The organism is Amycolatopsis benzoatilytica AK 16/65 (assembly GCF_000383915.1).
GTDB lineage: Bacteria > Actinomycetota > Actinomycetes > Mycobacteriales > Pseudonocardiaceae > Amycolatopsis > Amycolatopsis benzoatilytica.
On record NZ_KB912942.1, the window covers coordinates 8479759 to 8492260 of the forward strand.

Below are 12502 nucleotides of genomic sequence, written 5' to 3' on the forward strand. Positions count from 1 at the left end.
GGCGTTCCGGGCGGCTCGTTCCGGATCACCGGGCTTATCCGCCGGGAATGCCCGTTTCTCGGCGGCGAGTGCGGTATCGACGGTGCGCGAGCATCTTCCCTGCCCGTTCCGCGCTGCCGAAGTCCGTGAAGGGCCCCTTGCGGGAATCTGATTCCGGCTACGGGCCCTTCACGGACCTAGCGCGGGAGCGGAGGAGCCGCGGCCGGAGTTCCGCTTGCCCCGCTGGGATCGCCTCGATCGGTCCAGGCGGTGGGATCCGCCGGACGTGCGGCGTGGGCCGGTGCCCTCGCGGATCGCCAGGCCGTAGGGTGACCGCACCATCGCCCCGTCCGCGCCTTGTCCGAGGAGCCGTTCTTTGCCTCGCACCGTCGCTCCGCCCGCTGTGCGGACGCTGCCCGTTCTGGCCATTGTGGTCTGTCACGACGGCGAGGAATGGCTGCCACTGGCGCTTTCCGCGTTGCGGCGCAGCACAGTCCGCCCGCGGCATGTGCTCGCCGTGGACACCGGGTCCACCGACCGTACCGCGAAACTGCTCGCCGACGCAGCGCGTCCGGGCGCGGCCGCCGAGGAGCCGGTCCTCTCCGGAGTCGTCACTCTGTCGAGTGAAACTGGGTTCGCGGAGGCGGTCGCGGCGGCTGTCGCGCACGCGGTGGAACGGTGGGGCGACCCGGGCAACTGGCTCTGGATCCTGCACGACGACTGCGCCCCCGAGCCGGACTGTCTCGACCAGCTCGTCCGCGCCGCCGAGGAGAACCCGTCCGCCAAGGTGCTCGGGCCGCTCGGCACCGACTGGACCGACCCCCGGCTGATCGTCGAGGCCGGGCTGTCCACCGACGCCGCGGGCCACCGCCAGCAGATGGCCGCTCCGGACGGCGAGCCCTCCGAGGTGCTGGCTGTCCCGAGCGCCGGATCGTTGGTGCAGCGGGAACTCTGGGAGGTCCTCGGCGGCTTCGATCCGGACTTCACGTTGCTGCGCGAGGATCTCGACTTCGGGTGGCGCGCCAACGCGGCAGGCTCGCTCGTGCTCTCGGTCCCGGCCGCGCGGGTCCGGCACGCTCGTGCGCTGTCCACCGGACGGCGTGCACCGGACGCGGCCGCCCGCTCGCTCGCCGCGCTCAACCGGGCGCACGGCGTACGCGTTTTCCTGGTGAACTGTTCCACCCCGTCGTTCTGGTGGGGTCTGGTCCGGTTGCCGGTGCTGCTGGTCCTGCGTGCGATCGCCTTCTTCGTCCTGCGTCGTACTGCCGAGGCAGGCGCGGAACTGGCCGCCGTCGGATACCTGTGCGGCGGCAAGGGAAATCTCCGCGCGGCCCGGGCCTGGCGACGCGAGCAGCCGCGCCCGGGCACCGTCCGCGGACTGTTCACGAGCCGGATCACCCGGCTGCGCAACGCGATCCGGGCCGGCGTGCTCACGCTGGTCCGGCGCGGCGTGCAGAGCGACGTCGCGCTCGGGACGGTGCCGGAGAGCGTCGACCAGGACTCCGCGTGGATCCCGCCGGAGGCGCTGGCCGCGTCCGGCGCGCGGCCAGTCGGACCGGACGCGCTTCCCGCCGGGGCACTGCGCGGGCTCAGCACGCGTGGCCGCGGCCTGCGTCGCCCCGGTGCCGTCATCGCCGTCACGTTGCCCGAGGCACCGGCCGAGCCGGTGTCCGAAGAGGACACCGAACGGGTCGCGGACGTCTCCCTGTCGCCCGTGCCCCGGCCCGAACCGGCTGCCGCGGAACCGGACCTGGTGTTCGTGGCGGTCAACCGCCGTCGTGTGCTGGCCGCGACGATCTTCGCGCCGCCGGTGGTCCTGGTCGTGCTCCTCACCGCGCTGGCGCTGGTGATCAACCGCGGCCGCCTCGGCCTGGACCTGTGGGGCGGCCAGCTGCTGCCGGTCGGCGGTCTGGGCGAGATCTGGGCGACCTACCTGTCGCCGTGGCATCCGATCGCAGGCGGCACCGGCGCCCCCGCCCCCGCGACGCTCCCGGTGCTCGGCACCATCGGCGCGATCTTGGCTCCCGGCGGCGGTCCTGCGGCGCTGGTGGCGATCCTCCTCATCGGCGACCTGCCGCTAGCCGCGATCAGCGCCTACGCGGCCACCCGCAAGCTGGCCGTCCGCCGCTGGGTGCGCGCCGCGATCGCGGCGACGTACGCCTTGCTGCCCGCGGCCACCGCGTCCGTCGCGCAGGGCCGTCTCGATGTCGTCGTGGTCCACCTCGTGTTGCCGCTCGTGGTCGCCGGCATCGTCCGGCTGCTGACCCAGCCGGGCACGCGCTGGCTGCACGTTTCCGCGCTGTCCGCGTTCGGCGTGGCCCTTCTCGGCGCGTTCTCGCCGCTCGCGCACGGTCTCGCGCTCGTCGGCCTGCTGGTCGGCTTCGTAGTGCTGCCCGCCCCGTCCGGCCTGGCCAGGCGGGTCGCGTCGGTCGGCATCGTGGTCCTCCTCCCGCTGGTCCTGCTCCTGCCGTGGCCGACAGTCCTGTTGCATCACCCGGAACTGCTGCTGCAGGGCCTGGGCGGACCGGCTGCGCCCGCCTCCGCCGCGGACCTGGCCGGCCTCACCCCCGGCGGCCCCGGTGCCTGGCCGATCGGCGTCGCAGTCCTCGCCGCGACCCTGGTCGCGCTCGTGGTCCGCCCGCGGAAACAGGTCGTCGGCGGCTTGGCGCTCGCGGTGCTGGGCGTGATCGGCGTGGTGCTGGTCCGTCAAGTCCAGTTGACCCCGATGCAGGGCGGCCCGCACGCCTCGGGCTACGCCGGAGTCCCGCTGCTGATCGTCGGCGCGGGCCTGCTGTGGGCAGTCCTGGCCACCTGGCAACGCGGCGGCTCGTCCGCCCTCGCGCCGTGGCTGCCGAAGGTGCTGGCAGTCGCCGGGGTGGCGGTAGTCGCGGCCCTGGCCGCGGGCGCGGTCGGTGCTGGTTCGGAAGGCCCGCTGACCGCGGCGCCGCGTCCGCAGCTGGCCCCCGAGGCAGCCACCGACGTAGCCGCGACCGGCCGAGCGATCCTCGACGTCAGCGCCGCGCAGATCCGCCAAACCGGTGGTCGGCTGCCGCTCTTCGGAGACGACGAACTGGCCCCGGTCGCCGGAACGCCGGCTCGCCTGGCGGACTGGCGCCGCGGCCTCGGCCAAGGCGACGTGGCAGCCCTCAAACGAGTCCTGGCGGCAGCCGCCGCCTCCGGAGTCCAGTACATCGTCCTGCCCGCCGGCACCAACGCGAGCGCGTTCGCGGCCGCGGCGAACGACCTGGCCGCGGTAGCCGCCCCGACCTCCGACGGCCGCCCGACCCTCCGTCTGCTGCCGAAATCCGGCGAAGTGGCCTTGATCTCCCCGGAACTGGCCAAACAGGCAGTGACCGGCGGCGGCGCGCCCGGCACGAACCCCGGCATCTCCCCGGTAGCCGCGCGCCTGCCCGACGTGCGGGTACGCGCGTCCGAAGGCCCGACCGGACGCCTGCTGGTGCTCGCCGCGGAACAAGAAGCGGGCTGGCAGGCGACGCTCAACGGCAAAGCGGTCCCGATCGTCCCGGCCTGGGGCCACCAAGTAGCGGTCTCGGTACCGCCGCAGCCGTCCGAAATCTCCGTGACCTTCCCCGGCACGGAACGAAGCCTCTTGCTGCTGGTTCAGCTGGCAGCTGTGCTCTTCACCGCGCTGACCGCCATCCCCTCGCGGCGACGCGCGACCACGTAGGTCCGTGAAGGGAACATTGAGGAACTCAGAGTCCCTCAATGTTCCCTTCACGGCCCGCCCCGCGGCGCGGACGCGCGGGATGGCGTCAATCGCCTTCGATCACGTCCGGCTCGACCCCGAGATACCCGGCCACCTGCTCCACCAGCACGTCGTGCACCAGATCCGCCAGCTCCGCCGGATCCTTCGCCCGCGCCTCCAGCGGCCGTCGATACAGCACGATCCGCGCCCGGGTGGGCAACCCGCTCCGATCCACCCCGGCCGGGACCAGCCGCGACAACGGCACCGCCCCGTCGTGCAGCACCCCGTCGGCAGGCGCCCGCCCGTCCATCCGGACCTCGGGCACGTCGTCCACCGCGACGTCCAGCTTGGTCAGCTCGTGGCGCCAGCGGGCCTCGATCGGCTCCAGCGCGTCGAGCACGAGCGCGTCGAACTTCTCCGCGCGGCTGGCGGCAGCGGGAAGGGAAGGGGGATAGAGCATTCCGCGCAGGCCCCGGCCGTGCCGGTCCCGTCGCAGCCGCTGCCGTTGTCGGTAGTCACGAGCCGTCGCCACCGGCCAAGTCTATGCGGTCCCCGGGGATACGCGCGTGTCGCCGGTATGGGCTTGCGGCGACGCGCTATCGTTTCCGATCGTGCGGAGCGTACGGAAATGTTCGCGAACGGGTTGCCCGGAACCCGCTGTCGCCACGCTCACGTATGCCTACCGGGACTCGACCGCGGTCGTCGGGCCGCTGGCCACCGCTTCCGAACCGCATTCCTACGACTTGTGCGAGGCGCACGCGCTGCGGCTGACCGTGCCCAAAGGCTGGGAAGTCGTCCGCCACGAGGGCGCGTTCGCCGCGCCGGAGCAGTCCGCCGACGAGCTGACCGCGCTGGCCGAGGCGGTCCGCGAGGCGGGCCGTTCGGACGTGCCCGCCGCCCCGCCCGAGCCGGAAGGCCCCTCCGGCAGGCGCGGCCATCTGCGCGTCCTCCCGGGGCGCGCCTGAGCCGTCCTCCCGACCGGTAGGCTTTCGCCCGCGGCGCGACCGGCGCCGCCACGGAACTAGCGGCGGGGAGAAGGCGTGCCAGACCTTTCGGGCATCGTGAAGGCCTACGACATTCGCGGCGTGGTCGGCGAGCAGCTCGACGCCGCCCTCGTCCAGGACTTCGGGGCCGCGTTCGCGCTGCTCATCAAACCCGAGGCACCGGCCGTGGTGATCGGCCACGACATGCGCGACTCGTCGCCGGAGCTGTCCGCGGCCTTCGCCGAGGGTGTCGTCTCGCAGGGGCTCGACGTAGTGTCGATCGGCCTTTCCAGCACCGACCAGCTCTACTTCGCCTCCGGTTCGATGAACCTGCCCGGCGCGATGTTCACCGCGAGCCACAACCCGGCGAAGTACAACGGCATCAAGATGTGCCGCGCCGGCGCCGCCCCGGTCGGGCAGGACACCGGCCTGCGGGAGATCCGCGACACGGTCGAGCAGGGCGTGCCCGCGTTCGACGGGCAGCGCGGCACCGTCTCCGAGCGCGACGTGCTCCGCGACTATGCGGCGTACCTGCGCAATCTGGTCGACCTCACCGGCTCGCGGCCGCTCAAGGTGGTCGTGGACGCGGGCAACGGCATGGGCGGGCACACCGTCCCGACCGTCTTCGAAGGCTTGCCGATCGAAATCGTGCCGATGTACTTCGAGCTCGACGGCACCTTCCCGAACCACGAGGCCAACCCGCTGGACCCGGCGAACATCGTCGACCTGCAGGCCAAGGTCCGCGAGGTCGGCGCGGACGCCGGGGTCGCCTTCGACGGCGACGCGGACCGCTGCTTCGTCGTGGACGAACGGGGCGAGCCGGTGTCGCCGAGCGCGATCACCGCGCTGGTCGCGGTGCGTGAGCTGGCGAAGGACCCGGGCGGCACGGTCATCCACAATCTGATCACGTCCAAGGGCGTGCCGGAGATCGTCGCCGAGCACGGCGGCAAGCCGGTGCGCACCCGGGTCGGGCACTCGTTCATCAAGGCGGAGATGGCCCGCACCGGCGCGATCTTCGGCGGCGAGCACTCGGCGCACTACTACTTCCGCGACTTCTGGCGCGCCGACACCGGGATGCTGGCCGCGTTGCACGTGCTGGCCGCGCTCGGCGAGCAGAGCGGCCCGCTGTCCGAGCTCACCCAGGACTTCTCGCGCTACGCCGCGTCCGGCGAGATCAACTCGACGGTCAATGACCAGGCGGGCCGGATGGCCGCGGTGAAGGACGCGTACGCGGGCAAATCCGGCGTCGAGATCGACGAGCTGGACGGGCTCACTGTGCAGCTGCCCGGCGGCGCCTGGTTCAACCTGCGCCCCTCCAACACCGAACCGCTGTTGCGGCTGAACGTCGAGGCGGCCGACCGGGCCGCGGTCGAGGCACTGACCGCTGAGGTGCTGGCTCTTGTCCGAGGCTGACCCGCTGGCGCCCGATTGTGTCCGGAAAGCGCCCTCAACCCCCCAACTCCGCGTGGTATGGAGGAACCATGGCCATCACGCTTGACGCACAGCTGCTGGAGATCCTCGCCTGCCCGTCGCCGGATCACGCGCCGCTGCGCCCCGGCACGCCCGATGACGCCGAGGCGGACGCGCTGACCTGCACCGAATGCGGCCGGATCTATCCGGTCCGGGACGGCATCCCGGTGCTGCTGCTGGACGAGGCGCAGCTGCCGGGCGCTCCCGACGACGCTGACAGTGCTTGACGATGCTTGACGATTCCCTGCTCGACGACTCCGCGCGGCTGGCCGACGCCGACCGCGCGGGGCTGCTGCGTGCTGCCGCGATGGCCGGCGCGCAGGTGCGGGCGACCGCCGAAGCGGCGGCGGAGCTGGAGCTGAGCGACCGGCTGGACGTGGGCCGGCCGCGTTCGCTGGTGCTGATCGACCGGCCGGGCGTGAGCCGCACGCTCACCCGGCTGCTCGCCGCGCTGCTCACGCCGTCGTGCCCGGTGCCGGTGGTGGTCGCCGAATCGGTGCCGTCCTGGATCGGCGCGCTGGACGTGGTGTTCGCGCACACCGACGACGCGGGAGACCGGGAGCTGGCCGCTTCGCTGGAGCGTGCCGCCCGGTTCGGCGCGTCGGTGGTGCTCTCGGCCCCGGCGGACGGCCCGGTCGCGGCGTCGGTGGCGGGCAAGGGCGTGCTGCTCGCCCCGCGCGTTCCGGTGCCGCCGGAGCTGGCGTTCCCGCGCGGACTGGCGGCCGGGCTGCTCACCGCGAACGCGCTGGGCCTGCTGGTCGCGGACGTGCAGCTGCTCGCCGACCAGCTCGACCTGGAGGCGGAGAAGGACTACCTGGCACGCGAGTCGTTCGCCAACCCGGCGAAGGCACTCGCGCTGCGGGTCGCGGACCGGGTGCCGCTGCTGTGGGGCCTGGACCCGGTCGCGGTGGCGGTCGGCGAGCACGCGGCGCACGCGTTCGCCGCGCACGCCGCGGTGGTCTGCGACGTCGAGGACTACCGGCAGGCGCTGGCCCGCCCGGCGCTGCGCAGGATCGCCCAGTCCGGTGCCGCGGAGCGTGACATTTTCGCTGATCCAGACGACTCTCCAGGAGGAGTCGCGACGAGGGTGCTGCTGCTGTCGGTACGCACCGGACCGGCCGCCGAGGCGGCCCGGTATCAGGCGGAGGAGTTCCTGCCCGGCGCGGATCTGATCGCTCCGGCCGAGGAGATCGAGGCGGACGAGATCGTCCGGGCCGCGGTGCTCGCGCTGCGGTTCGAACTGGCCGCGGTCTACCTGGGGCTGGCGGCGGGCAGCATCGGCGGAGCCGGGAGATACGAACCGGCCTCCGCCTGAGGGAGCAGGGGGGAGCGCGGCAGGCGGTTCCGCCGCCGCGTGCATCGGCCGAGTGCCGATGGGAAGGATTGGGAGTTGAAAGTGGAGCTGTTGCGCAACGCCGTACGGCCCTACGCCTGGGGATCGCGCACCGCGATCCCGCGGCTGCAGGGCCGCCCGGTGCCCGCGCCGCACCCCGAAGCCGAGCTGTGGATGGGAGCGCACCCGGGGGACCCGTCGCACGTCGTCGGCCCGGACGGCGAGGAGCTGAGCCTGCTCGACCTCGTCGACGCCGACCCGGTCGGCCAGCTGGGGGAGCATTGCGCGCAGCGCTGGGGCAACCGGCTTCCGTTCCTGCTGAAGATCCTCGCCGCGGAAGAACCGCTGTCGATGCAGGCACACCCGTCGGCGGCGCAGGCCGCGGAGGGCCACGCCCGCGAGGAGAAGCTGGGCATCGCACGCGACGCGCCCAACCGCAACTACCCGGACCCGACGGCCAAACCGGAACTGGTCTGCGCGCTGACGGAGTTCCACGCGCTCGCCGGTTTCCGGGACCCGAACCGGACGGTCAAGCTGCTCAAGGCGATCGAGACGCCCGGCCTCGGCAAGTACACCGGGCTGCTGGAGGCGCAGCCGGATCCGTCCGGTCTGCGCGCGTTGTTCACGACGTGGATCACGCTGCCGCAGTCGACGCTGGACGAGCTGCTGCCGGAGGTGCTCGACGCGTGCGTGAAGCACGTCCAGGACCACGGCGAGTTCGCGACCGAGTGCCGCACGATCCTGGAGCTGGGCGAAACTCATCCGCGCGACGCGGGCGTGCTGGCGGCGCTGCTGCTCAACCGCCTGACCCTGCGCGCCGGCGAGGCGATCTACCTGCCGGCCGGCAACCTGCACCTGTACCTGCACGGCACCGCGGTCGAGATCCTCGCGAACTCGGACAACATCCTGCGCTGCGGTCTGACGCCGAAGCACGTGGACGTGCCGGAGCTGCTGCGGGTGGTCGACTTCGCCTGTGGTGAAATGCCGGTGCAGCAGGGAGAATGCGCCGGCGAGCGGATGGCGGTGTACCGCACGGACGCACCGGAGTTCGAGCTGTCGCGGATGGAATGGCCGGCAGGCGACGAGTTCGAGCTGGAAGTCGACTCGGCGGGACCGCAGATCCTGCTGTGCACCGAGGGCGACCTGGCGGTTTCGGCCGCGGACGGCTCTCAGGTGGAGCTGAAGTGCGGTCAGTCGGTGTGGCTGCCGGCCGCCGACCCGGCGGTCCGCGTGCGGCCGTTGTCGGGGCAGCGGTCGCAGCTGTTCCGGGCTACCGCTGGGGCTCGGGAGCTGTGATCAGCTGAGGCCGGTCGTCACCCGCGCGCGGGAGCGCGGCGTCCCCGAAATCCGGTCCGGGCGACCTTCGGCGGCACCCCTCCTCTAGGCTCCCACCGGGCAATTCGGGCACGAACCAGGGAGCAGGCTGTGTCAGCAGGCGGGGGAACCAAGGCGATCGTCGCGGCGCTCGCCGCCAATGCCGGGATCGCGGTGGCCAAGTTCGCCGGCTTCCTGGTCACCGGATCGTCGTCGATGCTGGCCGAGGCGGTGCACTCGCTCGCCGACACCTCGAACCAGGGGCTGTTGCTGCTCGGGCAGAAGACCTCGAAGCGCCGCGCCACCCGCGAGCACCCGTTCGGCTACGGCCGCGACCGGTACTTCTACTCGTTCATCGTCGCGCTCATGCTGTTCACCCTCGGCGCGGCGTTCGCGCTGTACGAGGGCATCCACAAGATCATCGAGCCACAGCCGCTGGATACGCCGGTGGTCGCGGTGATCATCCTGGTCGTCGCGATCTGCCTCGAGGGCTACAGCTTCCTCACCGCGATGGGCGAGTCCCGCAAGATCAAGGGCAACGCGAGCTGGTGGCGGTTCATCCGCCAAGCGAAGGAGCCGGAGCTGCCGGTGGTGCTGCTGGAGGACTCCGGCGCGCTGCTCGGCCTCGTGTTCGCGCTGCTCGGCGTCGGGCTGTCGGTGCTCACCGGCAACCCGGTGTTCGACGGCATCGGCACCGTGTTCATCGGCGTGCTGCTGGGCGTCATCGCGATCATCCTGATCATCGAGATGAAGAGCCTGCTGATCGGCGAGGGGGCCACCGACGCCGACCTCGCGACGATCGTCGACGAGCTGGCGGCGGGCAAGGTCGAGCGGGTCATCCACATCCGCACCCAGTACCTCGGCCCGGACGAGCTGCTGGTCGCGGCGAAGCTCGCGCTGGTGCCCGGCCTGGACACCGCGGCCGTCGCGACCGCGATCGACGACGCCGAGGCCCGGGTGCGGGCGAAGGTGCCGGTCGCGACGTTGATCTATCTCGAGCCGGACCTGGACCGCGAGCGGCGGTGACGCTCCCGCCAGTAGGCGCCGAACCGGCACGCTAGGGTGGCGCCCGGTCCCCACGAAGGTCATCGCAGGAGGTCAACGTTGCCCGGTACGGGTTTGTGGCGCACCAAATCGATCGAGCAGTCGATCGCCGACACCGATGAGCCGGAGACGAAACTCCGGCGGAACCTGGGTGCCTGGGACCTCACGGTCTTCGGCGTCGCGGTGGTCATCGGCGCCGGCATTTTCACGCTCACGGCGCGCACCGCCGGCGACTTCGCCGGTCCCTCGGTGTCGATCGCGTTCGTGATCGCGGCGATCGCCTGTGCGCTCGCTGCCCTCTGCTACGCCGAGTTCGCGTCCACGGTCCCGGTCGCGGGCAGTGCCTACACGTTCTCCTACGCCACCTTCGGCGAGTTCGTGGCGTGGATCATCGGCTGGGACTTGATCCTGGAGCTGGCGGTCGGCGCGGCCGCGGTGGCCAAGGGCTGGTCGGCCTACCTGCAGACGGTGCTGGAGTACATCTTCGGCAAGGGCGCCAAGACCTCCGTCGACCTCGGCGGCGGCTTGGGCATCGACTGGGGTGCGCTGATCGTGGTGGTGGGGCTGGTGACGCTGCTGGTGGTCGGCACCAAGCTGTCGTCCCGGTTCTCCATGGTGATCACCGGCATCAAGGTCGCCGTCGTGCTGTTCGTGGTGATCCTGGGCATCTTCTACGTCAAGTCCAGCAACTACCACCCGTTCGTCCCGGAGGGCAAGCCGGCCGGGGCCGGGTCCAGCGGCATCGACCAGTCGCTGTTCTCGCTCATCGCGGGCGGCGGCAGCAGCTCGTTCGGCATCTTCGGCCTGCTGGCCGGAGCGTCGATCGTGTTCTTCGCGTTCATCGGCTTCGACATCGTCGCGACCACCGCCGAGGAGACCCGCGACCCGCAGCGTGCGGTGCCGCGCGGCATCTTCGGCTCGCTGGCCATCGTGACCGTCCTGTACGTCGCGGTGTCGCTCGTAGTCGTCGGCATGGTTCCCTACACCGACCTGTCGACGTCGGCCGGCGACGGCAGCCACAAGACGCTCGCCACCGCGTTCGCCGCGAACGGCGTGGACTGGGCCGCGAACATCATTTCGGTCGGCGCGCTGGCCGGTCTGACCACCGTCGTCATGGTCCTGATGCTCGGCCAGGTCCGGATCATCTTCGCGATGTCGCGGGACGGCCTCATGCCGCGTTCGCTGGCCAAGACGAGCGAGCGCGGGACGCCCAAGCGCGCGACGCTCGTGGTCGGCGGCCTGGTCGCGGTCGGGGCCACCTTCTTCCCGGCGGACAAGCTCGAGGAAATGGTCAACGTCGGCACGCTGTTCGCGTTCATCCTGGTCTCGGCGGGCGTGCTGGTGCTGCGCCGCACCCGGCCGGACCTGACGCGGGCGTTCCGGGTGCCCGGCGTGTGGGTCATCGCGCCGCTGGCGATCCTCGCCTGCCTGTGGCTGATGCTGAACCTGACGGTGCTGACCTGGCTGCGGTTCGTCGCCTGGATGGTCATCGGCGTCGTCATCTACTTCGCCTACAGCCGGCGGCATTCACTCCTCGGGAAACGGCAAAGCGGTGTCGAACAAGGCGGCGCGGTGCGGCAATCACCGGCCGTCGACTGATCCGCTGACCGGCGCACGAACGGCCCGTCGTCCACTCGGACGGCGGGCCGTTTCGCGTGTTCGGCGGCTGCCGCATCACGGATGCGCAACTCGCGCATCTCGGTTCGGGCCTGCGGAGAAACGACCGTTTTGGGTGCGATACTCTCCGCGTCGTCTTCCCTCTCACGGGTTAATCACTCTCGGGTAATTCGCACGAACAGTGGTCGGGGTTCCTACGGAGGGTCGCATTTCGCCGTGTGTGTTATCCCCCGTTCGGATTTTTCCTGAGGAGTAACTCCATGCCCATCAGCACCAGACTGCGCGCCGGTTTCACCGTCGCCGCGGTGGCCGGACTCGCCCTGCTCGGCACCGCGACCTCGGCGCTCGCCTGCACCACCGACGACGGCCGGGCGAAGCCGATCGAAGGCAACGCGACCACCTGCGCGCAGGCGAAGGTGCCCGGTGACCTGCTCGGCGCCGGCGACCTCACCGTCACCGGCGGCACTCAGCAGGACAAGTACCTCAACGTCACCGCGGTGAAGGACGGCGTCACGGTCAACGCGATCGTGGTCAAGGGCGGTCCGGGCTTCAACGTCTACGTGCCGGGTCAGCGCGGCCTGTCGGCCACGCCGCCGTGGGAGAAGCTGCGCTCGCCGCTCAACGGCGGCGGGCAGGTGCCGACGATCAGCCACTGGTTCGCGTGCGGCACCAAGACCACGCCGACCTCGTCGAGCAAGCCGCCGGTTTCGGAGACCCCGACCACGACTCCGAGCCAGCCCGCTTCGTCGGCTCCGGCCACCAAGCCGGGCACTCCGGCGACCTCCTCGGCCGCGGGCAGCTCGACCTCCGCGCCCGCCACGACCAGCGCTCCGGCCGCGGTCGGCGCGGGCAACCAGAACGGCACCGGCGGCGGCCTGGCCAGCACCGGCTTCGACAACGCCTGGCTGTTCTGGGTCGCGGGCGGTCTGCTCGTCGTCGGCGGCGCGCTGCTCGCGCTGCTGAAGCTGCGTCGTCGCGGCACCAACTGAGCTAGCCGATGAGTCCGTGAAGGGCCCCTTCCGGGAATCTAAGTCCCGGAAGGGGCCCTTCACGGCT

The 12502-nt window shown here is 71.7% G+C and carries 10 protein-coding genes; 9 read left to right on the forward strand and 1 reads right to left on the reverse strand.

Features of this window, described 5'->3' with window-relative positions; translation table 11 throughout:
* Window positions 1-355: 355 nt before the first annotated feature.
* A complete protein-coding gene (locus AMYBE_RS0139695; protein WP_027928518.1) occupies window positions 356-3667 on the forward strand; it encodes a glycosyltransferase family 2 protein in 3312 nt (1103 codons plus the stop codon).
* An 85-nt stretch (window positions 3668-3752) separates the two neighbouring features.
* Here AMYBE_RS0139695 and AMYBE_RS0139700 read toward each other — a convergent pair whose 3' ends face one another.
* Window positions 3753-4181 carry a metallopeptidase family protein gene (locus tag AMYBE_RS0139700; protein ID WP_051125050.1) on the reverse strand — a complete coding sequence of 143 codons (429 nt, stop codon included), beginning with the start codon at window positions 4179-4181 and terminating at the stop codon, window positions 3753-3755.
* A gap of 115 nt (window positions 4182-4296) precedes the next feature.
* On the opposite strand from AMYBE_RS0139700, the gene AMYBE_RS0139705 reads away from it, so the two are divergent.
* The 8 genes from AMYBE_RS0139705 (at window position 4297) to AMYBE_RS0139740 (ending at window position 12435) form a co-directional block, all read left to right on the forward strand.
* A complete protein-coding gene (locus AMYBE_RS0139705) occupies window positions 4297-4650 on the forward strand; it encodes a DUF3499 domain-containing protein (protein ID WP_027928520.1) in 354 nt (117 codons plus the stop codon).
* Window positions 4651-4725: 75 nt separating this feature from the next.
* Complete coding sequence (locus tag AMYBE_RS0139710) at window positions 4726-6081, forward strand: phosphomannomutase/phosphoglucomutase (RefSeq protein WP_020664975.1); 1356 nt, start codon at window positions 4726-4728, stop codon at window positions 6079-6081.
* A gap of 68 nt (window positions 6082-6149) precedes the next feature.
* Window positions 6150-6365 carry a Trm112 family protein gene (locus AMYBE_RS0139715; RefSeq protein ID WP_020664976.1) on the forward strand — a complete coding sequence of 72 codons (216 nt, stop codon included), beginning with the start codon at window positions 6150-6152 and terminating at the stop codon, window positions 6363-6365.
* Window positions 6366-6367: 2 nt separating this feature from the next.
* Window positions 6368-7453, forward strand: a complete 1086-nt coding sequence (locus AMYBE_RS0139720) for a hypothetical protein (RefSeq protein ID WP_020664977.1) — start codon at window positions 6368-6370, stop codon at window positions 7451-7453.
* An 81-nt stretch (window positions 7454-7534) separates the two neighbouring features.
* A complete protein-coding gene (manA, locus tag AMYBE_RS0139725) occupies window positions 7535-8767 on the forward strand; it encodes a mannose-6-phosphate isomerase, class I (RefSeq protein ID WP_027928521.1) in 1233 nt (410 codons plus the stop codon).
* A 129-nt stretch (window positions 8768-8896) separates the two neighbouring features.
* Entirely contained in the window at window positions 8897-9811 is a 915-nt protein-coding gene (locus tag AMYBE_RS0139730; protein WP_020664979.1) for a cation diffusion facilitator family transporter, read from the forward strand.
* 78 nt (window positions 9812-9889) lie between these two features.
* Window positions 9890-11428 carry an amino acid permease gene (locus AMYBE_RS0139735; RefSeq protein ID WP_027928522.1) on the forward strand — a complete coding sequence of 513 codons (1539 nt, stop codon included), beginning with the start codon at window positions 9890-9892 and terminating at the stop codon, window positions 11426-11428.
* Between the two features lie 278 nt (window positions 11429-11706).
* A complete protein-coding gene (locus AMYBE_RS0139740; RefSeq protein WP_020664981.1) occupies window positions 11707-12435 on the forward strand; it encodes a hypothetical protein in 729 nt (242 codons plus the stop codon).
* The last annotated feature ends 67 nt before the right edge of the window (window positions 12436-12502 follow it).

Excerpts from the sequence above, each read along its gene's own strand:
- AMYBE_RS0139715 (WP_020664976.1), top strand. The coding sequence starts at position 6,150 with ATGGCCATCACGCTTGACGCACAGCTGCTGGAGATCCTCGCCTGCCCG.
- AMYBE_RS0139720 (WP_020664977.1), top strand. The coding sequence starts at position 6,368 with ATGCTTGACGATTCCCTGCTCGACGACTCCGCGCGGCTGGCCGACGCC.
- AMYBE_RS0139740 (WP_020664981.1), top strand. The coding sequence starts at position 11,707 with ATGCCCATCAGCACCAGACTGCGCGCCGGTTTCACCGTCGCCGCGGTG.